This is a genomic window from Micromonospora sp. NPDC023737, from assembly GCF_040639715.1.
Classification (GTDB): Bacteria; Actinomycetota; Actinomycetes; order Mycobacteriales; family Micromonosporaceae; genus Micromonospora.
The window spans coordinates 549,667-572,235 of record NZ_JBFAAL010000003.1 but is presented as its reverse complement, the minus strand read 5'-3'; the positions used below and the strand labels follow the sequence as shown (position 1 = coordinate 572,235).

The window sequence follows — 22,569 nt, the reverse complement described above, 5'->3', positions numbered from 1 at the left end:
TCGTGGCAGGTCTTCCACGGTCCGAAGCGCTCCGGCAGGTCACGCCACGGCGCACCCGTGCGCAGCTTCCACAGGATCCCGTTGATCACCTGGCGGTGATCCCGCCACCGCCCCCGAGCACCACCCGGCTCGGGAAGCAGCGGCGCGATCACCGCCCACGCCTCATCGGTCAACTCGCCACGACGCACCACCGCGACATCGTCAACGATCAACCACTACAAGATCGGCAGGACACGCCCTAGCTGACCCCTCATCGCGCCTCCCACCCCCGCGCTCACGACGGCGCCGCCGCGGCCGCACCTGGCTCGACGGCGGCGACAGCGGTCGCGATCACGGTGATCCGGGGCAGCCGGGCGCCGAGTGCGCGGACGGGTGCCCGTACGGTCACCTGCACCCGCCCGCCGCCGGTCGAGACGGTGATCTCCGACCCGGCCGGCGCGGCTCGGGCACCGGCTGCGGGACCGTCCTCGCCACGGGAGGCAGCCAACGCCGCCTCCCGCGCCGCGTGCAGGCAGCCCGCCCGGGTGCTCACCGCGTTGACGGCTGTCAGCCCGGCGAGCAGGAGCAGCAGCAGCGCCGGCAGGCCGGCCGCCAGTTCGGCGGTGAATGAACCCCGGTCGCGGCCGGCCAGCCGGCGCCGGATCACTTGAGCGCCCGGTCGATGACGGCCGTCAACGCGGACTGGACGTTCCCGGACGTCAGCACCTTCAGCAGGATGCCCGCGAAGGCGACCGCCGCGAGTGTGCCGACGGCGTACTCGGCGGTGTTCATCCCCGCGTCCCCGCGCAGGCGGGCGAGCAGTTTGCGCACGTTCCGTACCCCTTCCTCGATGGTTCTCAGAGCACGTCGCCCAGGACGGCGACGATCACCGGCACCAGGCCGGCGAGAATGAAGGCCGGCAGGAAGCACAGTCCCAGCGGCAGCACGATGAGTACGCCCGCCCGGCGGGCCGACGCCTCGGCCGCGGTGGCCCGGTCGGCGCGCAGGTCGTCGGCGAGTCGGGTCAACGCGCCGGCCAGCGCCGCTCCGCTGTTCGACGACCGGTACGCGGCGGCCGCCACCCGCTCCGCCCCCGGCACCCCGTCGAGGGCCGACCACGCCTCCTCCGGGCCACCGCCGAGCAGCAGCGTCCGGCCGACCCGCCCGAGCCGGACCGCGAGCGGACCGTCCAGCGCCTCGGCGACCGCCAGTACCGACCTGTCCACGGGCGCGCCCGCGCGCATGGCCGCGGCCAGCAGATCCGCGGCCAGTGGCAGGTCGGCGGCTTCCCGGAGTCGACGGTCACGGGCCGCGGGCGGCTCGATCCGCCGTAGTAGCCGGTCCAGCAGGACCGCGGTCGGCACCGCGCCGAGCAGGCCGAGCCAGCCACCGGCCACCACGGCCACCGCCACCCCGCCCAGCGCCGAGGCAAGCCGGATCATGTCGGGACGCCGGCCGGTCCGGCCAGGTCCGTCGCCCGGCGGGCAACCCGCCCCCGATGGGACGTCGTCGTCGTGGCCCCGCTGCGGTCGCCCCAGCCCGAACCACCACCGGCCAGCGGCCGACTCTTCGCTGGCAGGCGTCGGCCCGGGCGGGTGGGAGTCCCGAAGCGATCGCAGCCGGTGCAACGGCCGGCGACCGCTCGTCGCCGCCAGCAGCAGGGCCGCCGCGGTCAGGCAACCGGCGGCCAGGACGGCCCGGGACATCAGGCACCCCGGGCCGGTGTGGCGCTGAGGCGTTCGGCCCAGAACAACCCACCGGCCTGTAACCCGACGGCGAGCACCGTGCAGACAGCCCCGACCGGGGTGTGCAGGAGCACGTGGACCGGATCGACCCCGATGCCGTACCCGAGCCCGATACCGCCGAGTGGGAGAGCCGCGAGCAGCCAGGCGGTGGCGCGGGCACCCGCCGCCTGCGCGGTCGCGGCGGCCAGTCCCCGGTCGACGGACCGGGCGTCGGCCTCGATCCGCTCCACCAGGTCGGCCAGTGGTGCGCCGGTGCGGTCGGCGAGCCGTACGGCAGCGGACGCGAGCCGGTGGAGCCGATCCGACTCGTCCGGCTGCTCCTGCGGATCGGTCAGCGCCGGCACCGGAAGGCCGGCCCGCAGGTCCGCGGCGAACCCGCAGAGCTGGTCCAGGCGACGGCGTCGATCCTGCTCGGCCTGCCGCGTCGACTTCCAACGGATCGCCGCGCGAACCCCCAACATGCCGTACGTCGCGAGCGCCACGGAGGCGACCGCGCCGCCGAGCAACGCGCCCAGACCAACGCCGGCCAACCCGGCCAGGAGCAGGGTGCGCCTCGGCGCCCGGCTCAGCGCGAACCCCCGTCTCCCGGGACCACTGCTCGTCGGCGGGGCGGCGACCCGACCGCGCTGCACCGTGACGCTCGGAACCGGCGTCCCGCCCAGCCCGGCCGGGGCCCTGCCGTCCCGCCGGCCGGGCGGACCGGTCGGTCGGGATGCTCGCCCCGGCCCGGGCCCTTGCCCAGTCGGCCCGGGCGCTCCCGCGGCGACGTCCCGGCTGACCGGCCATCCCACGCCAGCTTCAACGGGGCCAGCACCATCGGTCGGCTGCCTCCGCAGAACGCCCACCGGCTGCGGCCGTTCCGGCGCGGCGGCGCGCGCCGGCCCGGCCGACGAGCCTGGGCTCGACCAGGCTGGAAAAGTGCCGCCGGGATCTGCCGGGGCGTCGGCGTGTCGGGCGCCGGACGATCCGGAGAGATCGTCGAGAGGCCGCCTCAGTTCGGTGACCCAGGCGATGAGCGCCTCGTCGGCAGACCGGCGGCGGGAACGGCCCGAGCCGCCGACTGCCGCCATCACCGCGCGACGACGGGCCCGGACGCTACGCAGCGGCCAGCCGACCAGCACGGCTGCCAGCAGCAGCAGCACCGTCGTCGTCGCCGACCAGGCTGCCGGGCTCATGCCGGCCCCGCCGATCCGGGCCAGGGCTCGCTGAGGATCGGCGGCACTGGTACGTCCCGTTCCCGCAGCAGCGTGGCGAGCGCCCGGGCGGCCGGACCGATGCCATTCCCGCGTACCCAGGCGGGCACCACCGTCACCAACCGGTCCGGACCTTCCGGCAGCAGCAGACAGACGGATTCCAGCACCCGCCCTCGATCGCTCCGGCGTACCTGCAACAGCACCTGCAGCGCGGCGGCGACCTGCGCGTGCAGTGCGGCACGTGGCAGTCCGCCGAGCATCCCCAGCGCCTCCAGCCGCGCCGGCACGTCAGTCGGGGTGTTGGCGTGCAGCGTCCCGGCACCGCCGTCGTGGCCGGTGTTCAGGGCGGCGAGCAGGTCCACCACCTCGCCGCCTCGGCACTCCCCCACGACCAGCCGGTCGGGTCGCATCCGCAGGGCCTGACGGACCAGGTCGGCCAACCCGACCACACCCGAGCCCTCCACATTGGCGGTGCGGGCCTGCAGTCCCACCACGTGCGGATGCCGTGGCCGCAACTCGGCCGCGTCCTCCACCAGCACGATCCGCTCGGTTGCCGGTACGAGCCCGAGCAGCGTGTTGAGCAGGGTGGTCTTGCCCGACCCCGTGCCGCCGGTCACCAGGTAGGCCAGCCGGGCCGCCACCACGGCGGAGAGCACCGGTGCCACCGATCGGGGCACCGTGCCGTGCTGCACCAGCTCGTCGAGGGTGAACGGTCGCTGCCGGAAGGTGCGCAGCGACAGGTACGGGCCGTCCGTCGCCACCGGCGGCAGTACGGCGTGCAGCCGGGTGCCGTCGGCGAGGCGGGCGTCCGCGTACGGGGAGCCGTCGTCCAGCCGCCGGCCGGCACTCGCGGTGAGCCGTTGCGCCAACCGGCGTACGTCGTCGACCGAGCCGAGGGGCACCGCGGCCTGGTGCAGGCCCTGCCCCCGGTCGACCCAGACCCGGACGCCGTTGACCAGCACGTCGGTCACGTCCGGGTCGGCCAGCAGCGGGGCGAGCGGACCGGCGCCGACCAGCTCGTCGCGCACCCGGTCGGCCGTCCGCAGCAGGGCGGTGTCGCCGAGGACCGCAGCGGTGGACTCGGCGCGTACGGCGGAGACGATCGCGGCCGGGGTGACCGGAGTCGCGGACGAGGCCATCCGCTGCCGTACCCGGGCGGGAAGGCCGTCGTCCGACGCGCCGGTCATGCCGCACCGGCCGCGGGTGCGCCGGTGAGTTCGGCGACGATCCGCTGGCAGAGCGCGGCCAGCGGGCCACGTCCCGTGGCGGCCGGCGCCTCTCCACGTTCGAGCCCCCGCACGATCGCCGGCTCGGGGCGGAGCGTGCCGGCCAGTGGCAGCCCGAGTGCCCGTGCCACCTCGTCGGCCCGGAGCCGACCCGGAGCCGGCCCGCGCACGATGACGGCGAGGTCGGTGCAATGCAGGGCGGCGGCTGCCGCGACCCGGGACGCCGCCGCGATGGCACGTAGCTCCGCCGGGACGACCAGGTACGCCCGGTCGGCGGCCTGTAACGCGGTGACGGCCGCGTCGTCGAGCTGTCTTGGCAGGTCGACGGCCACGAAGTCGCGTCCGCGCCGGGCGGCGTCGAGGGTGGCCGCCATCGCCGGGGCCGGCAGTGCGAGCAGCTCACCCCGGTCCCAGGAGAGCACCACGAGGTCGCCCCGATGGGGCAGGGCCCGGACCAGCGCGGGAGCGTCGACCCGGCCGTCGGCGTCGGTGAGCGCCGGCCAGCGCAGCCCATCCAGCTGCTCCCAGCCGAGGATCAGGTCGAGCCCACCGCCGAGCGGGTCGGCGTCCACGAGCAGGGTCCGCAGGCGGGCCCGGGCCGCGGTGACCGCGAGCGCGCCGGCCAGGATGCTCGCCCCGGCACCGCCCCGCCCGCCGAGCACCGCAACTATCCGGGCGGCGGCCCCCGGCCTGTCGGCGCCGTGTTCGGCGAAGCGGTCCACCAGCCACGGCTCGGCCGCCGGCAGGGTGGCGACGTGCTCGGCGCCGATCAGCTCGGCGACCTGCCAGCCGGGGTCGAGTTCGCCGGAGCGGCCCACCAGGACGAGGCGGGGGCGCTGCGGCAGCCGGGCCCGCAGGCAGGGCTGTGCCTGGTCGACGCCGACCAGTACGAGCGGCGCGGGCAACCAGCGGGTGCGTGCGGCCGCCGGATCGGGTGCGAGTTCCACCTCGGCACCGCCGGCGGCGGCGAGCCGGAGCAGGTCGTCGAGGAGGTCGCCGTCGCCGGTGACGACCAGCGGGCGTCGGCCGGGCGACGGGACGGAGGTACGGGGTGGCATCGCGGCCTCCAGCGGTCAGGGCTCGTAGTGCTGCCCGAGACCCTGCTCCCGATCCGCGCCGCCGGCCGCCCCACGGCGATCCCCTGTGGACAACCGCGCCGGCTGTGGACAACGCCCGTCCCAGCGGTGGATCTGCTACAGGTGCGGCCGTCATGCTGGCTGCTGCGGCCGGTCATCTACGGATCGCGCGGGCCGGGGTGGCCGTTGAGAATCGGGGACCATGAAGACGCAATTCCGATGGGTACCGTCCGGGGTACAACTGACCCTGCTCGGCGGCCTGCTCCTGGCGGCAACGACGGTCGGCACCTGGCTCGCCTGGCTGAGCTGGAACACCGGTTACCAGATTGACCCGGAGACCGGCGCGGTCAGCGGCCCGTACGCGGTGTGGCAGGTGGCCGGGTGCGTGCTCACGCTTGCCGTGGTCGCCGCCGCCGGTGGCTGGTGGCTCAGCCCCTGGCTGGTCACGCCGGTGATGGCGGTCGCCTTCACGGTTCCCTGGGCCGTGCAGGCCGCGTCGACCGATGGCAGCGGGCTATGGGTGGTAGGCGCGACGTTGGTGCTGATAGGCACAGCGGCCGGCAGCGGGGTGGTCAGCCCGGGCACCCACCTGCTCCGCGGGCGACTAACCGGCTCGTGACCCGGCACCGCCGCAGTACCTGCCCTCGCCCGGCACGGACCCACGGCGGTTCAGGCGGCTGATCGCGGTCAACCCTGCGGAGGGGGTGAAGCTGCCTCGCGATCGGTGCCGTGACGTCAAGCCGGTCACGATCAGTCGGGGGGACTTCTTTGGCCGGCTGCTCCCGGCCGTTCGGCCACGCCACCGGGCGATCGTGTCCGCCGTCGCCGGGGGACGGTCTGCGCTGGGGTGAGTGCGCGGGGCTGACGCGGTCCTCGGTGGACCTGGACCGGGCCTTGGTGCGTGTCGTCCAGGTGGCCGGGGAAACCCACGGCGGGATGGTGCTGTAGCCGTATCCGAAGAGCCGACCGGGAGTGCAGGCCGTGCCGCCGCTGCCTGGTTTCCTTCTCGCCGCGCTGCGCCAGCTGCTCACCGAAGCCGGCGAATCGGACCCGAGAACCCGTGACCGGGTCGGGCGCCCGTTGCGGTGATCGAACCTTCACCGTCGGGTCTGCCTGCCCTCGCTTGTCCGCGCCGGCCTGCTCAGCCGGGTCGTCACCGTCGGTCCGCACCGGTGCCGCGTGGTCTGGCCCGACCGGGAGTGCGTCAAGGACGGAGACGAGGAGGGGCTGTGACCTGGGCCGCAGCGCTCGATGCGCAAAGGGACGACCCCCGTCGGGGGGAGACGGGGGTCGTCGGGAGGTTCGGCTCCGGGGGGGTCGAGCCGAACCAACTCAGCGGTCACGGGGGGTGCAACCGCTGAGGGTCTGCCTACTGTCGGATATGAGCACTCGTCGTGCGGACAAGTCTGCCTGAGCGGACCTGTTACGTCGAGTGGTGTTCACTCCACTCCCTGCGAATTTGTTTTCGCAGAGTGTGATCGCGATCACTGTGCGCTGAGGTGAGGGCGTCCGGCCGCCGATCTGGAGATCATCGGACCCCGGGCACCCGCCGACCATAGACCATCGGGCTAGACTTTCGCGCCGTGGGCCGAGGTGCCGCTTTTTTCGATCTGGACAAGACCGTCATCGCCAAGTCGAGCGCCCTGGCGTTCGGCCGGCCGTTCTACCGGGACGGGTTGATCACACGTCGTGACGTGGTCAAGTCGGCGTACGCGCAGCTGATGTTCCGGCTGGGCGGCACCGACGAGCAGACCATGGCCCGCACGCGGGACTACCTGGCGACACTGTGCAAGGGCTGGCAGGTGGAGCAGGTCCGCCAGATCGTCGCGGAGACACTGCACGAGCTGATCAATCCGTACGTGTACGCCGAGGCCGCCGCGCTCATCGAGGAGCACCAGGCGGCCGGCCGGGACGTGGTGCTGGTCTCCGCCTCCGGTGAGGAGATGGTCCGTCCGATCGGCGAACTGCTCGGGGTCACCGACGTGATCGCCACCCGGATGGCGGTCGAGGACGGCCGGTACAGCGGCGAGGTGGAGTTCTACGCGGCCGGCCCGAGCAAGGTCGAGGCGGTGACCCGGCTCGCCGAGGAGCGCGACTACGACCTCGCCGACTCGTACGCCTACTCCGACTCGTACAGCGACCGCCCGCTGCTGGAGTGCGTCGGCCATCCCACCGTGGTGAACCCGGACCGGCAGCTGCGCAAGCTCGCCACCGAGAACGCCTGGCCGGTGCTGGAGTTCCGTCACCCGATCCCGCTGGGCCGGCGGCTGCGCGAGCGGCCGGCCGTGCCGGTGGCCGCCGCCGCGGCCGCGGTCGGCGTCGGGGTGGCGATCGGCATCGCCTGGTACGGCCGCCACCGGCGTACCCGGACGACCTCCACGCCCGCCTGATCGTCGGTTCATCCGGACGAGGCCGTTCGCGCCCTCGTCCGTGAACGCCGCGGCGCACCGCCGTAGATCGCTCCGCCCATGCGGCACCAAGCACCCGAACCCGGTGGCATGACCGGTCCGGACCGGGGGCGATGACGCATGTGGCACCTACGCCATCCGTTTGCGCGGTTGGCGCCATCGGCCTGACGCCGACCGCTGCGCCTAACCGGCACGCCTCGCGGGGACTCCGCGTGACTCCCGTCCACCCCGGCGGTGCCGCACATCCGACTCTTGAGCGATCGCTCAAACCAGCCTAAGCTCCGTTTTGAGCGAACGCTCAAGACGGGGAGGAACCATGTCCGAGCAGCAGGACCCGCGCCCACGCCCAACGGTCGCCAACTGGGTCCTGTCGGGGCTGATCGCGTCCTTCGGGCTGGTGGTCTTCACGATCGCGGTACGGGAGGACCAGGCGAACAGTGCGCTGCTGTTCGTGGCGCTCCCGGTGCTCCTGGCGGCGCTGCTCGCCGTCACGCCGGCCCGCACCACGCACGGCCGGGTCTTCAGCGTCACCACCATCGCTCTGCTGCTCGCGGCGGTTGCGCTGCACGAGGGCGCGATTTGCGTGGTGCTGGCCGCGCCGCTCGTCTACGCGGTCGCCCACGGCACGGTGGCGCTGATCCGACTGCTCTCCCGTTCCTCCCGGACGTACGCGGTGATCGCGGTGCCGCTGCTGCTGCTGCCGGGTCTCGAGGGCAGCGGCATCGCTCCCCGGGTCGACCCCGACCAGTCCGTCGAGGTGACCCGCGTCCTCGCGATCCCGGCCGACGAGGTGGCCGCCCGCCTGGCCGCCGGACCGCGACCGGCGAGCGTACGGTCCGTACCGCTGCGGCTGCTGGGCGTGCCCACTCCGGACCGGGTCGACGGTGACGGCATCGAGCCGGGCGACCGCTGGGTGTTCGGCTACCACGGCAGCTCTCACGGCCCCGGCGGCCACCTGCTGGCCGAGGTCGAGGCCAACGAGCCGGGGCACCTGAGCTTCCGGTTCGCCGAGGACACCTCGATCACCCACCGCTGGTTCACCTGGCAGCACGCCGACGTGCGCTGGCACCCGGTGACCCTCGGTCGGACCCGGGTCCAGGTCTCGGTGACGTACCGGCGCGGCCTCGACCCGTCCTGGTACTTCGGCCCGTTGCAGGACGTGCTGCTCACCGAGGGCGTGGAGCATCTGCTCGACATGATGGCGCTGCAGCCCGGCGATCGGCCCGACAACGGCACTGCCGGACACGGCACAACCGACAACGACACGACCGACAGCGACACGACCGACCACGACACTGCCGGACACGACACTGCCGGTGCCGCCGCATTGGGCGGCACCACATCCGGCGGCTGGCGATGACCGCCGCTCGCTACCTCAGCCTGGGCCTGCCCGTGCTCGCGGTGCTCGCCGCGGCACGGCTGGAGCGGGGCCGGGACGCGCGGGCCGCCGCGCTGCTGGCGTTCGTGGCCTGCGCGGTCGGGGTGGCAGCCCTCAACGAGGTGGCTCGGCTCGCCGGTTGGTTCTCCTTCGCGCCGGTGCCCGGCTCGTTCCGGGGGCTGCCGGTGGACCTGTGGCTCGGCTGGGCTGCGCTGTGGGGGGCGCTGCCGGTCCTGCTGCGCCGGGCGCTTCCGACGCCGGTGGCTCTGGGCCTGCTGCTCTGGCTCGACGCCCTGGCGATGCCCGAGCTGCACCCGCTGGTTCACCTCGGGCCACACTGGCTGGTCGGCGAGGTGCTCGGGCTGCTCGTCGTCGCCCTGCCGGCGCAGCTGCTCGGCCGGTTGAGCGCCGATCGCCGGCACCTGCGTACCCGGGTGCTGCTCCAGCTCGCAGTCTTCACCGCAACGCTGCTGTGGCTCGTACCCACCGTCGCCTTCGAACTGGGCGACAGCTCGTGGGGCGCGCTCACCGGCCTGCCCGCGCCGCTGCTGCTGGTCGTCGCGCAGGTGGGCCTGCTGGTCGCCGCACCGGCGCTCGCGGCGGTACGCGAGTTCGTGCTCAGTGGCGAGGGGACGCCCTACCCGTGGGACCCGCCGCGTCGCCTCGTCGCCACCGGCCCTTACGCCTACCTGGCCAACCCGATGCAGTTCAGTGCCGTGGCGCTACTGCTGCTCGTCGCCGCGGCGAGCCGCAGCGCGACGCTCGCGGCCGCCGGTGCGGCGGCGGTCGCCTTCGGCGCGGCCGTGGCCCGCCCGCACGAGGAGCACGACCTCGACGGCCGGTACGGGCAGCGGTGGCGGGACTACCGGCGGGAAGTGCGCGACTGGCGGCCTCGCCGACGCCCGTACGCCACCGGGGCGCCCGCGGTCCTCTGGCTCGACGTCGACTGCGGGCCGTGCGCGGCCGTCTGGCAGTTCCTCGAGCGCCGACGTCCGGTGAACCTCACCATCGCGCCCGCTTCGGAACATCCCAGGATGCTGTGGCGCGCCGAGTACACGGGCGACGACGGCCACACGGAACGGGGGGTGGCCGCCGTCGCCCGCGCACTCGAACACGTCGATCTCGGCTGGGCCTGGCTGGGCTGGTTCCTGCGCGTGCCCGGGGTGACCTGGGCGGCGCAACTGGTCACCGATGCGATGATCGCACCGCCCCACTCAGTGGATCGGCGAGGAGAGGCATGTCCGACACCAAGCAACGGCTGCTCGACGGAACGATCGCGGCAATCCGCCTTCACGGCATCGCCGGTGTCTCGGCCCGTACCATCGCCGCCGCCGCCGGAGTGAACCAGGCCCTCGTCTTCTACCACTTCGGCACGGTCGACGACCTGCTCGCGGCAGCCTGCCAGGCGAGCACCGCCGAGCGCGTCGCGCACTGGTCGGCCCGCCTTCGGGAGGCCGGCTCCCTGCGCGAGCTGCTCAGTGTCGGGCGCGCGCTGCACGAACAGGAACGGGAACTGGGCAATGTCTCGATCCTGGCCCAGCTTCTCGCCGGCGCACAGGGTGACGAGCGGCTCGCTCCGCCCACGGCCGCCGCTCTCCAGCTCTGGGCGAACGAGATCGAGAGCGTCCTGAACCGGTTGCTCGCCGGGTCGCCGGTCGCCGAGGTCACCGACGTGCCGGGCCTCGCCCGGGCCGTCTCCGCCGCGTTCATCGGTCTCGAGCTCTACGACGGGGTGGATCGGGCCGGCACCGAGCAGGCACTGTCCGCCCTCGACCAACTCGCCGTGCTCATCGAGGTCGTGGACGACCTCGGACCCATCGCGCGGCGCGCGCTCCAAAGCAGGATCACCAAGGCGGTACGCCGAAGCTGACGGTGCCACGCGGTGGCCGCCTGGCACTAGGGTCCGGCACCGGAAGGGAACAGGTTCCCGGAGTTGCCGCGGTCAGCCGTGTGGCGCGGTGTTCCGACTCGTCAGGACGCGGCCAGCACCTCGTCGCCGATCCGGGTGAGTTCGGCCGCGCCCACCTCGACCGCGCTCATGTAGTGCCGCAGCCAGGAGCGGAGCCCGTCCGGGGTGCCGGTGGCGAAGGCCCCGGCCGCACCGACGTACTCGGGTTCCCGCTCGTGGTGGCCGACGTCCACCGGGAGCAGGCCGCGCGGGTCGGTGCCGCTGGCCAGCAGCACCAGTCGGGCCGCGCCGCGGGCCACCACGCCGGACGGGCCGGCGAACGGCCGCAGCGCCAACAGCTCGCCGTGCACCACGGCCGCGAGCACCAGCGGCGACACCCGGGTGCCGCCGGCCACGAGCGCGGCGAGGTTGTCCAGGCGGGCGCCGACCACCGGGTCGGCGATCGGCCGCCCCAGCTCCGGCTCGGGTACGACGTCCCGGGCGGCGAGCACGTGCAGCCTGGCCAGCGCCTGCCGGGGTGCCTTCGGCCAGAGCTCGATCAGCCCGGGCAGCGCCCCAGCGACCCGCAGCGCGCCCTGGAGCACCGGGTCGGTGACGGTGCCGGCTCGGACCGCCTCGCGGTCGTACGTGTACCCCTCGAGCGCGGCGCTGGCCACCGCGGACCGGAGGCTCACCTCGGCGGCGACCTGTCCCCCGTGCCGGCGCAGCGCGCGATGCCCGAGCGCCTCGTCGAACCGTTCCCGCGCCTGCTGCGCGGCGGGGGCGACATCGGCGAGTTCGAGCAGCGGGGCGAGCGGGTCGGTGGTCATCCCGTCACGCTAGCGACCCGTGCGGGGGCGGCGGCGACCAACCACCGCAGCCGATTCCAGGGGGCACGCGTTGCCGCTGCCCTGCTTGCAGTTGGGCGCGTGGCGTGGGCCGTTGGGCGCGTAGGGGAACGACCGGCAGTCGCCTCGAATGGCCGGCCGGACTAACCTCTCCCCCAGACGAGGCGCAGGTCACCCCGAGCGACGAGGAGCACGGATGAGCGAGGCATTGGCCAACTTGCTGAATGAGACGCGCCAGTTCCCGCCGCCGGCCGAACTCGCCGCGAACGCCAACGTGAAGGCCGACGCGTACGACGAGGCGGCGACCGACCGGTTGGCTTTCTGGGAGCGGCAGGCCGGGCGGCTGGCCTGGTCGAAGCAGTGGGAGCAGACGCTCGACTGGTCGAACCCACCGTTCGCGAAGTGGTTCGTGGGCGGTCAGCTCAATGTGGCGTACAACTGCCTGGATCGGCACGTGGAGGCCGGCCTGGGCGACAAGGTGGCGATCCACTGGGAGGGCGAGCCCGGTGACACCCGCACCCTCACCTACGCCGATCTGCACAAGCTCACCTGCCAGGCGGCGAACGCGCTGACCGACCTGGGTGTGACGGTCGGCGACCGGGTGGCGATCTACCTCCCGATGATTCCGGAGGCGGCGGCCGCGATGCTCGCCTGCGCCCGGATCGGGGCCACGCACAGCGTGGTCTTCGGCGGCTTCTCCGCGGACGCGCTGACCAACCGCATTCAGGACGCCAGCGCCAAGGTGGTCATCACGGCGGACGGCGGCTACCGGCGGGGCAAGCCGTCGGCGCTCAAGCCGACCGTGGACGAGGCGGTGGCGAAGTGCCCGTCGGTAGAGCACGTGCTGGTGGTCCGCCGCACCGGTGGGGACGTCGCCTGGTCGGAGAAGGACCGCTGGTGGCACGAGACGGTGGAGACCGCCTCGCCGGAGCACGTCGCGCAGCCGTTCGACGCCGAGCACCCGCTGTTCATCCTCTACACCAGCGGCACCACGGCTCGCCCGAAGGGCATCCTGCACACCACCGGCGGCTACCTGACCCAGACCTCGTACACCACGCACGCGGTCTTCGACCTGAAGCCGGAGAGCGACGTCTACTGGTGCACGGCCGACATCGGCTGGGTCACCGGGCACTCGTACATCGTGTACGGGCCGCTCTCCAACGGCGCCACCCAGGTGATGTACGAGGGCACGCCGGACACCCCGCACCGGGGCCGGTTCTGGGAGATCGTCGACAAGTACAAGGTGACGATCCTCTACACCGCGCCGACGCTGATCCGCACCATGATGAAGTGGGGCGAGGACATTCCGGCCGGGTACGACCTCTCCTCGCTCCGGCTGCTGGGCAGCGTCGGTGAGCCGATCAACCCGGAGGCGTGGATCTGGTACCGGCAGCATGTCGGCCACGGTGAGCTGCCGGTGGTGGACACCTGGTGGCAGACCGAGACCGGCGCGATCATGATCTCGCCGCTGCCCGGGGTGACCGCGGCGAAGCCGGGCAGCGCCATGAGTCCGCTGCCGGGTGTCGCCGCCGACGTGGTCGACGATCAGGGCCGGTCGGTGCCCAACGGCGGTGGCGGCTACCTGGTGCTCACCGAGCCGTGGCCGTCGATGCTGCGCACCATCTGGGGCGACGACAACCGCTTCCTGGAGACGTACTGGTCTCGGTTCGGGGCCGGCGCGGGCAGCGGGTCGGGCGGCGACTGGGTCTACTTCGCCGGTGACGGCGCGAAGAAGGACGACGACGGGCACGTCTGGCTGCTCGGCCGGGTCGACGACGTGATGCTGGTGTCCGGGCACAACATCTCGACCACGGAGGTGGAGTCGGCGCTCGTCTCCCACCCGTCGGTGGCCGAGGCGGCGGTGGTCGGCGCCACCGACCCGACCACGGGGCAGGCGATCGTGGCGTTCGCCATCCCCCGGGGTAGCGCGGAGACCGGGGGCGAAGCGGGCGAGCAGCTCATTGCCGACCTGCGCAACCACGTGGCGAAGACGCTCGGCCCGATCGCCAAGCCGCGGCAGATCATGCTGGTGCCCGAGTTGCCGAAGACCCGCTCCGGCAAGATCATGCGCCGCCTGCTGCGCGACGTGGCGGAGAACCGGTCCCTGGGTGACGTCACCACGCTCCAGGACTCCTCGGTCATGGAACTCATCGCCGCCGGCATGGGCGGCGGAAAGTCCGACGAGGACTGACGACCGACGTACCGAATGGAGGGTGGCGGCCCGCGGGGCCGCCACCCTCTGTCATTTCTTACGGGAAGCAGCATCTCCTGATACGGGGTGTCACATCGGTCGGTCGGGTGAACCGGAGAAAGCTGAACGGACACAGGGACGCTCCGACCCCTGTCGCTCCAGTGCCCCGGTGATTTAGGTTCACGCCGGCCGTGCAACTTCGACGACCGTCACATCGACGAGGGGCCCGGCCGAAGTCCTGCCATCCCATGCCCGAGATCGGAGCGGCATGAACAGAAGACCCCAGTCCAGCGGGCGTCGACGGCTACTCGTCGCGCTGCCCGCCATCGCCCTCGCGGCCACGTCACTGACGGTGACCAGCAGCGCGGCGGCCGAGACCACCTCGACGCCACGCGCGGTGATCGGATCCGACGAGTACTACATCAACTACGCCGAGCCGGAGGTGCAGCCGGACACGGCCGGCCGCGAGGTCAAGGGCAAGGACGGTGTGTACGCCCCGGCCCACGAGAAGGTCCGTGAGTTCGACCGCAAGCACGCCCGGGGCAACCCGGTCACCGCGCGCGAGCTGGCCAAGGTCGAAGCCAAGTCGATCAAGACCGGCAAGAACCCGCGCCAGATCAAGCAGGCGCCGAGCACCCAGACGGCGAAGCTGCTGACGCTGCTCGTGGAGTTCAACGATCAGGCCAACGACGACTTCACCGACGTCATGGTGCCGCAGACGGTGTTCGAGGACCGTACCTGCGTTCCCGGCACGGTGCAGAACGGGCCGAAGCACAACAACATCCCGGATCCGGCCGGGCTGCCGTACGAGGACAACAACTCGATGTGGGTGCCGGACTTCTCGCCCGAGCACTTCGACAAGATGCTGTACACCAAGAACGGCATCACCGAGCGGGTGCGCAAGGACCTGAAGGGCCCGGACGGCAAGCGCGGCATCGACCTGTCCGGCCGCACCATGCACAACATGTACCTGGAGATGTCGAAGGGCGCGTACACGGTGGACGGGCAGGCCAGCCCGTGGATCACCGTGCCGCACTCGGAGGCCTGGTACGCCGCGAACCGCTGCTTCCAGGACGAGAACGGCAACTGGGTCGCCGGGCGTGAGCAGTCGATGAACGGTCACCCGGACAACCCGGCCGGCGCCGGTCGGCTCGCCACCGACGCGATCTCCACGCTGGCGACGCAGGACCCGGACTTCCCGTGGGCCGACTACGACATCGAGGACCAGGCCGACCGGGACGGTGACGGCAACTTCTTCGAGCCCGACGGCGTGATCGACCACCTGGTGCTGGTGCACGCCGGCAAGGGCAAGTCCTCCGGCGGTGGCGCGCAGGGCGTCTACGCGGTCTGGGCACACTCCTCCTCGGTGCCGGGCGGCTACACCATTCCGGGCACCAACCTCCAGGTGTCGAACTACATCGTCCAGCCGGAGGACGCCGGCGTGGGCGTCTTCGCGCACGAGTTCGGCCACGACCTCGGCCTGCCGGACCTCTACGACACCTCCGGCAACGCCGACTCGGACGTCGACTTCTGGGACCTGATGGCTTCGGGTTCGCACTCCGGCGAGATCTTCCAGGCGCTCCCCACCCACATGGGCATCTGGGACAAGTGGGTGCTCGGCTGGGCCGATCCGCTCACCGTCGCGCCCGGCTCCCGGCCGCGTGACGTCGAGCTCGGGCAGACCTCACGTACCCCGGTGGGCACCGAGGACGGCATCAAGATCGACCTGCCGGACAAGGTCATCACGATGGCCGAGCCGCACAGTGGCGCGAACATGTGGCACAGCGGCAACGACCAGGAGTGGGCCGACGTCAGGCTGACCCGTTCGGTCGCGGTTCCGGCGGCGGCCGACGCGAAGTTCTGGATGTGGAACAACTACGTCATCGAGGCGGACTGGGACTACGGCTTCGTCGAGGTCTCGACCGACGGCGGCGCAACCTGGACCGAGCAGAAGGTGTACGACGAGGCCGGCAACGTGGTCACCACCCCGGACAACTACCCGGACCCGAACGGCCGGATGAACGACTTCGGTGGCAAGAAGTACGGCCTGACCGGGAGCACCGAGGGCTGGCGGCACGACTACGTCGACCTGTCGTCGTACGCGGGCACGACCGTCCACCTGCGGCTGCGCCAGGCCACCGACGAGGCCTTCGAGGAGCGGGGCTGGTTCGCCGACGACTTCTCGGTCACCGGCGGCGGGGCCACCACCTGGAGTGACGACGTCGAGAGTGGCGCCAACGGCTGGACGCCGACGGTCGGCACCTGGGTCGACACCACGGGCGAGGGCTGGAACATCGACAGCGGCACCATGGTCCAGGCGCACTACTACCTGGCCGAGTGGCGCAACTTCGACGGCTTCGACGAGGGCCTGAAGTACACCTACGACACGATCTACTCGCGCGACGCGTGGAAGGTCGACCGAGTCTCGTACAACGCGCCGGGCATGCTGGTCTGGTACCGGGACACCGCGCTCGGCGACGTCAACCACGTCACCGGGCAGCTCACCTCGCTGCCCAGCTACGGCGCGAAGGGCGGGTTGCTCATCGTCGACTCGCACTTCGACCCGTTGCGGCGCAAGGGCACGGCGGCCGTCAAGGACCCGTCGGTGACGGACAACCTGCCCAGCCGTCCGCAGTCGTCGAACGCCGCGTTCTCGCTGAAGCCGACGTACCCCTTCCAGGAGTGCCTGGAGGCCGCAGGCGAGCCGTACAGCGCGTACTGCACGAAGTTCGGGGCGCAGCCGCCGGTGAAGAAGTTCACCGACGCCAAGGGCTGGTACCCGGGCATCGAAATGCGTGACGGGGCCGCGTACGCCCGGGACAGCGACGCCTCGGTGGTCCTGCCGTCGCGGGACAACGCTCCGTACACCACCCGGGTGACCTACCCGGACGGGAAGCCGGCGCGGGAGTTCTACGGCACGACGTTGGGCGGTGGCGCCATCACGCTGGGCACCGGCAACCCCGGTGACCTGCGCGTCAACTACGGCGTTTCGATCACCATCGAGAAGAGCGCGAAGGACAACTCGAGCGCCCGGGTCCACGTGACTCCGGCCAAGCAGTGACCTGACCGATCTCGTCGCGGCCCGTCCGGAGCTCGGCTCCGGGCGGGCCGCTTCGTCTCCGGTCCCGCTTGTTACGTCACCCAGCCATCGATGAACGACCGGAGTAACGCTTTCACGGGCCCCGGCGCTTCCCATCGGGGCACCGCATAATCACCGCCGGATCGCGCGCTCGTAATTAAAACGTAATGTTGAAAGTTGCTTCGGGCTACGGATGTATTGAGTGCGTTTGCCCCTGACAAATTAGAACAAGTTGGAAGATCGTCTCTCTCGGGAAGCTCGTGACACACCCTCGCTCCTCTGTAAGGGTGGTTGGCGCAATTCATGACAGTCCGTGCGTGAGCGTGGTCCGTCATGTAACAGATCCACAAAGGAGGCTCCTTTGAGGAGACGAGTCACAGCCGGCCTGGCGACTGCCGCGGCCGCGCTGCTGGCGGCGGGAGTCGTGGCTACGCCGGCCTCCGGCGCCCCCGCGGCGAGCCCGACCCCCTCATCCGACCGGACCGAGCATGGCCCGGACAACCTGCCCGATCCGAAGGCGGACCAGCAGCGCGAGCTCCGCAAGCAGGCCATCGGCGACCTGCTCAGCGGCAAGGCCAAGCTGGAGACCCGGCACGGTTCGAAGGTCATCAAGATCAAGGACAAGTTCGTCGAGTACCAGCAGCCGCCGAAGGTCGACCCGATCTTCACCATGCTGGTCAACTTCGGCGACAAGGTCGACCCGCGGACCGGCGGCTCGGCCGGCCCAGTGGTGAACCAGATCCCGGAGCCCGACCGGAAGTACGACGGCGGCGCGACCGACGACAACAGCACCACGTGGTCGGCGAACTACGACCGCCAGCACTACCTCGACATGTTCTACGGTAGCGGCGAGTCGATGCGCGACTTCTACCTGGCGCAGTCCGGCGGCCGGTACACCATCGGCGGCGACGTCAGCGACTGGGTCACCGTCCCTTACAACGAGGCCCGGTACGGCAGCAACGCCATCCCCGAGTCGGACGGATCCTGGAACTTCATCAAGGACACCGCCACCTCCTGGTACGACTCCCAGGTCGCCGCCGGCAAGACGCCGGAGCAGATCAAGGACTACCTGGCCCAGTTCGACGTCTGGGACCGGTACGACTTCGACCAGGACGGCGACTTCAACGAGCCCGACGGCTACATCGACCACTTCCAGGCCGTGCACGCCGGCATCGGTGAGGAGGCCGGCGGCGGCGCCGAGGGCGAAGACGCCATCTGGTCGCACCGCTGGGGCGCGTTCACCAACCTGGCCGGCACCGCCGGTCCGGAGGGCAACAAGGCCGGTGGCGTGCAGATCGGTGACACCGGCATGTGGATCCGCGACTACACCACGGAGCCGGAGAACGGCGGCGTCGGTGTCTTCTCCCACGAGTACGGCCACGACCTCGGTCTGCCCGACCTCTACGACACCGTCGGCGGCGACAACGGCGTCGGCTTCTGGAGCCTCATGTCGGCCGGCTCGTGGCTGAGCCACGGCAAGCAGGACATCGGCTCGACCCCGGGCTACATGGACCCGTGGTCGAAGCTCTTCCTCGGCTGGCTGAACTACTCCACCGTCGAGTACGGCAAGGGCACCAGCGAGGTCACGCTCGGCCCGGCCGGCGACAGCAACGGCCCGCTCGCCCAGGCCGTCGTCGTGAACCTGCCGCCGCAGGAGCAGACCACCGCCTACAACACGCCGTTCGGCGGGTCGTACGAGTGGTGGGGCGGCAGCGCCGACGACCTGAACACGACGCTGACCCGGCAGCTCGACCTGACCGGCGCCTCGTCCGCCTCGATCAACGCCAAGGCCTGGTACGAGATCGAGGAGGACTTCGACTACCTCTACGCCGAGGTGTCGACCGACGACGGCGCGAGCTGGACGCAGCTGGGCAACCCGCTGATCGAGGCCTCGGAGACCGGGGTCGACGGCTCGTCCAACGGCGACTGGGTGGACCTGAACTACGACCTGTCGGCGTACGCCGGCAAGGTCGTCCAGTTCCGCTACCGCTACCAGAGCGACGGCGGCCTGCACCTCGCCGGCGCGTTCCTGGACGACATCTCGCTCGTCAAGGACGGCGCCGCCGCCTGGACCGACGACGCCGAGACGCCGGCCGCCGAGTGGACCGCCCGGGGCTTCACCCGGATGAGCGGCGAGGTGACCGCCGAGTACCCCCGCTTCTACATCGCCGAGAACCGGACCTACTTCGGTTACGACGAGACGCTGGAGACCGGCGGCTACAACTACGGCTACAGCGACACCCGTCCCAACTGGGTCGAGCGGTACGCCAACCAGCCCGGCATGCTGGTCTGGTACGTGAACTACGCCTACGGTGACAACAACACGTCGGAGCACCCCGGCTACGGCCTGGACCTGCCGGTCGACGTGCGGCCGGGCCCCATCACGGTCCCGGGCCAGGGCGACATCACCAACCGGCGCAACGGCTTCGACGCGACCTTCAGCACGAAGCAGAAGCCGGCGCAGACCTTCCACCTCAACGGGGTGCCGGTCACCCTGCCGAAGCTGAAGGCCAACCCGGTCTTCGACGACAGCGTGGTGGACCGTTACTGGTCGGCGCAGAACGAGCAGAACTCGGTGAAGGTGGCCGGAACGGGCACCCGCATCGAGATCGTGAAGCAGGGCAACAAGCCGACCGACAAGATGGTCGTGCGCGTTAGCAACTGATCCATCGATCATCTTCGGGGCCGGTGGCGGAAACGTCGCCGGCCCCTTTTTCGTACCTTCGATCGCATTGATCGAAATACGCCGCTGGCTGCTACTCGCACTGGATCCGACCTGCTCATGTCCATTGATCGACCCGCAGGAGTATGACGGCCGAAGGCAGAGCCAACAAAACTTTGCAACAAATCGACGTGGCTGTCTTCCCACTCGACGCAGCAGTGTCTATGTTCACCAGTGGCCCCCCAGGGGCCGTCACAGCCGGCCCGCAACCCCGGGGGGCCGGTTCCCTCACATCGGAGGTACCACGTGCGCAAAGTCGCAGTGGGTCTGCTCGGGCTTTCGCTGACGGCGACGGGACTGGTGGCTGGCACCTCTGCCAGTGCGGCGCCGAAGCTGCCGGCCGCCGCTCCGTCGGTGGCCGAACCCGCCCAGGTGGACCATGACCTGCCCAACCCGCTTGAGGACAAGCGGCGGGCGATGCGCCAGGAGGGTCTGAGCGACGTCCTCACTGGCCGGGCCAAGCCCCAGAAGATCAACGGCAGCACCGTCGTCAAGGTCGGCGAGACCGCGGCCGTCGGGGGCGCGGCGAACCGGTCCGCCAAGGCCACCAAGGCCGGCAAGGGCGCGACTAAGGACCAGTACGTCGAGCTCGGCCGCGAGACGACGGACAAGATCTTCGTGATCCTCGCCGAGTTCGGCAACCAGCGGCACCCGGACTACCCGGACCAGGACACCGACCCGAACACGGCGGGCCCGGCCCGCTTCGACGGGCCGCTGCACAACGAGATCCCACAGCCCAACCGGGCGGTGGACAACTCGACGGTCTGGCAGCCGGACTTCAGCGCCGACCACTACCGGCAGATGTACTTCGGCACCGACCCGGGCGACGAGTCGCTGAAGCAGTACTACGAGGCGCAGTCCTCGGGCCGCTACAGCGTCGAGGGCGAGGTCACCGACTGGGTCAAGGTGCCGTACAACGAGGCCCGCTACGGCCGTTCCGGCGGCTACCCCTGCGCCTCGAACGTCTGCAACAACACCTGGGACCTGGTCGCCGACGCCGCCAACCAGTGGGTCGCCGACCAGAAGGCCGCGGGCAAGACTGACGCGGAGATCGCCGCGGACGTCCAGTCCATGGACCAGTGGGACCGGTACGACCACGACGGTGACGGCAACTTCAACGAGCCGGACGGCTACATCGACCACTTCCAGATCGTCCACTCCGGCGGTGACGAGGCCGACGGTGACCCGCACCAGGGCGAGGACGCCATCTGGAGCCACCGCTGGTACGCCTTCGCGTCCGACCAGGGTCGCACCGGTCCGCCGAACTTCCCGGCCGGTGGCGCCCAGATCGGCAACACCGGCATCTGGATCGGTGACTACACCATCCAGCCGGAGAACGGTGGCCGGAGCGTCTTCTACCACGAGTACGGCCACGACCTCGGTCTGCCGGACGACTACAACAGCATCAACGGCGGCGACAACAACAACGAGCACTGGACCCTGATGGCCCAGAGCCGGCTCGGCGCCAAGAACGACGAGGGCATCGGCGACCGCGGTGGCGACCTGGGCGCCTGGAACAAGCTCCAGCTCGGCTGGCTCGACTACGAGGTGGTCGTCGCCGGGCAGAAGCGGACCCTCGAACTGGGCCCGCAGGAGTACAACTCCGACAAGGCGCAGGGTGCCGTGGTGGTCCTCCCGCAGCGGGAGTACACCTTCGATCACGGCGCGCCGTTCGCCGGCGCGAAGCAGTTCTTCTCGGGCAACCGGGACGACCTGAACAGCACGATGACCCGGACGCTGGACCTCACCGGCAAGACCAGTGCCGCGTTCAGCATGAAGGGTCGCTACAGCATCGAGGCCGACTTCGACTACCTCTTCTTCGAGGCGTCGACCGACGGCCAGTCCTGGACGCCGCTGCCGGGCACGGCCAACGGTGCGCCGCTGAAGGAGATCTCCACCGGACGGTACGCCCTGGACGGCTCCAGCAACGGGCAGTGGGTGGACATCAACATCCCGCTGGACGCCTACGCCGGTCAGAACGTGCAGTTCCGGCTGCGCTACCAGACCGACGGCGGTGTGTCCGAGGGTGGCTTCTACGGTGACGCCATCACCGTGACCGCCGACGGGCAGACCCTGCTCAGCGATGGTGCCGAGGCCGGTGCCGCTGGCTGGACGCTCGCCGGGGGCTTCGAGATCGCCGAGGCGTCGTACACCCGCCTGTTCGACAACTTCTACATCGCCGGCAACCGGTCGTACGTCTCGTACGACAAGTACCTGAAGACCGGCCCGTACTTCTTCGGGTACACGAACACCCGGCCGGACTGGGTGGACCACTACGCGTACCAGGAGGGTCTGCTGATCTCGTACTGGAACACCCGGTACGAGGACAACGACACCCTGGAGCACCCGGGCGAGGGTCGTAACATGATCATCGACGCTCACCCGCGGCCGATCTACAACCTGACCGGCGAGGCGTGGCGGGCCCGGGTCCAGGTGTACGACGCGACGTTCAGCCTGAAGAAGGCGGACTCGTTCACGCTGCACCTGAACAGCCAGCCCCAGTACATCCGCGGCCAGGCCGCGGAGCCGCTGTTCGACGACACCAAGAAGTACTTCTACGAGGAGCTGCCGAACCACGGCGTCAAGCTCCCCGCCACCGGTGTCAAGATCAAGGTGCTGGAGCAGGACGGCACGTCGATGAAGATCCGGATCTCCTGATCCGCTGATCCCCGCACCACCACGCGATGCCCGGGCAGGTCACCTGCCCGGGCGTCGCTCTTTCTCCGGCCGGCGACGCGTAGCCGACGAGGTCGGCCAGCCTCCTTCGTCCGTCGCCGGCGCGCAGCCGCGGAGGTCGACTGTCGGCCATCGCGGCACCGGCCTCGCGCACGCCCCG

15 protein-coding genes and 2 pseudogenes are annotated in these 22,569 nt (G+C 71.2%); 9 read left to right on the top strand and 8 right to left on the bottom strand.

Annotated elements, in window-relative coordinates:
* The 7 genes and pseudogenes from AB0F98_RS11475 to ssd all read right to left on the bottom strand — a co-directional run.
* Positions 1 to 188 (bottom strand): transposase (locus AB0F98_RS11475; RefSeq protein ID WP_357732515.1); only part of this gene is annotated, 188 nt, incomplete at its 3' end.
* A gap of 86 nt (positions 189 to 274) precedes the next feature.
* Positions 275 to 646 carry a TadE family type IV pilus minor pilin gene (locus AB0F98_RS11470; RefSeq protein WP_357732402.1) on the bottom strand — a complete coding sequence of 124 codons (372 nt, stop codon included), beginning with the start codon at positions 644 to 646 and terminating at the stop codon, positions 275 to 277.
* Positions 643 to 810, bottom strand: coding sequence for a DUF4244 domain-containing protein (locus AB0F98_RS11465; protein WP_076470820.1), 168 nt, complete (start codon positions 808 to 810; stop codon positions 643 to 645). Before AB0F98_RS11465 ends, AB0F98_RS11470 begins: the two co-directional genes overlap by 4 nt.
* A gap of 26 nt (positions 811 to 836) precedes the next feature.
* Complete coding sequence (locus tag AB0F98_RS11460; RefSeq protein ID WP_357732512.1) at positions 837 to 1,421, bottom strand: type II secretion system F family protein; 585 nt, start codon at positions 1,419 to 1,421, stop codon at positions 837 to 839.
* A 263-nt stretch (positions 1,422 to 1,684) separates the two neighbouring features.
* Positions 1,685 to 2,284 (bottom strand): annotated as a pseudogene (locus AB0F98_RS11455) (hypothetical protein); the annotation flags it as partial.
* Positions 2,285 to 2,895: 611 nt separating this feature from the next.
* Positions 2,896 to 4,104, bottom strand: coding sequence for a TadA family conjugal transfer-associated ATPase (locus tag AB0F98_RS11450; protein ID WP_357732399.1), 1,209 nt, complete (start codon positions 4,102 to 4,104; stop codon positions 2,896 to 2,898).
* On the bottom strand, positions 4,101 to 5,201 hold the full coding sequence (gene ssd / locus AB0F98_RS11445) for a septum site-determining protein Ssd (RefSeq protein ID WP_357732395.1): 1,101 nt from the start codon (positions 5,199 to 5,201) through the stop codon (positions 4,101 to 4,103). The genes AB0F98_RS11450 and ssd overlap by 4 nt, the downstream gene beginning before the upstream one ends.
* 220 nt (positions 5,202 to 5,421) lie before the next feature.
* Between ssd and AB0F98_RS11440 the strand changes: the two genes are divergently transcribed.
* From AB0F98_RS11440 to AB0F98_RS11420, 5 genes and pseudogenes are all read left to right on the top strand, one after another.
* Entirely contained in the window at positions 5,422 to 5,838 is a 417-nt protein-coding gene (locus tag AB0F98_RS11440) for a hypothetical protein (protein ID WP_357732392.1), read from the top strand.
* A gap of 964 nt (positions 5,839 to 6,802) precedes the next feature.
* The gene (locus AB0F98_RS11435) at positions 6,803 to 7,609 is read left to right on the top strand and encodes an HAD-IB family hydrolase (RefSeq protein WP_357732389.1); all 807 of its coding nucleotides are present in this window, start codon (positions 6,803 to 6,805) and stop codon (positions 7,607 to 7,609) included.
* Between the two features lie 334 nt (positions 7,610 to 7,943).
* A pseudogene (locus AB0F98_RS11430) lies at positions 7,944 to 8,834 on the top strand (hypothetical protein); the annotation flags it as partial.
* 149 nt (positions 8,835 to 8,983) lie between these two features.
* Positions 8,984 to 10,348, top strand: coding sequence for an isoprenylcysteine carboxylmethyltransferase family protein (locus tag AB0F98_RS11425; RefSeq protein ID WP_357732386.1), 1,365 nt, complete (start codon positions 8,984 to 8,986; stop codon positions 10,346 to 10,348).
* Positions 10,243 to 10,875 carry a TetR/AcrR family transcriptional regulator gene (locus AB0F98_RS11420; RefSeq protein ID WP_357732383.1) on the top strand — a complete coding sequence of 211 codons (633 nt, stop codon included), beginning with the start codon at positions 10,243 to 10,245 and terminating at the stop codon, positions 10,873 to 10,875. Before AB0F98_RS11425 ends, AB0F98_RS11420 begins: the two co-directional genes overlap by 106 nt.
* A gap of 101 nt (positions 10,876 to 10,976) precedes the next feature.
* Here AB0F98_RS11420 and AB0F98_RS11415 read toward each other — a convergent pair whose 3' ends face one another.
* The gene (locus tag AB0F98_RS11415; protein WP_357732380.1) at positions 10,977 to 11,723 is read right to left on the bottom strand and encodes an oxidoreductase; all 747 of its coding nucleotides are present in this window, start codon (positions 11,721 to 11,723) and stop codon (positions 10,977 to 10,979) included.
* A gap of 214 nt (positions 11,724 to 11,937) precedes the next feature.
* Between AB0F98_RS11415 and acs the strand changes: the two genes are divergently transcribed.
* The 4 genes from acs to AB0F98_RS11395 all read left to right on the top strand — a co-directional run bounded on the left by acs (position 11,938) and on the right by AB0F98_RS11395 (position 22,391).
* Positions 11,938 to 13,932, top strand: a complete 1,995-nt coding sequence (gene acs / locus AB0F98_RS11410; RefSeq protein ID WP_357732377.1) for an acetate--CoA ligase — start codon at positions 11,938 to 11,940, stop codon at positions 13,930 to 13,932.
* Positions 13,933 to 14,200: 268 nt separating this feature from the next.
* The gene (locus AB0F98_RS11405; RefSeq protein ID WP_357732374.1) at positions 14,201 to 16,993 is read left to right on the top strand and encodes an immune inhibitor A domain-containing protein; all 2,793 of its coding nucleotides are present in this window, start codon (positions 14,201 to 14,203) and stop codon (positions 16,991 to 16,993) included.
* A gap of 379 nt (positions 16,994 to 17,372) precedes the next feature.
* Complete coding sequence (locus AB0F98_RS11400) at positions 17,373 to 19,676, top strand: immune inhibitor A domain-containing protein (protein ID WP_357732371.1); 2,304 nt, start codon at positions 17,373 to 17,375, stop codon at positions 19,674 to 19,676.
* Positions 19,677 to 19,994: 318 nt separating this feature from the next.
* The gene (locus tag AB0F98_RS11395) at positions 19,995 to 22,391 is read left to right on the top strand and encodes an immune inhibitor A domain-containing protein (protein WP_357732509.1); all 2,397 of its coding nucleotides are present in this window, start codon (positions 19,995 to 19,997) and stop codon (positions 22,389 to 22,391) included.
* The last annotated feature ends 178 nt before the right edge of the window (positions 22,392 to 22,569 follow it).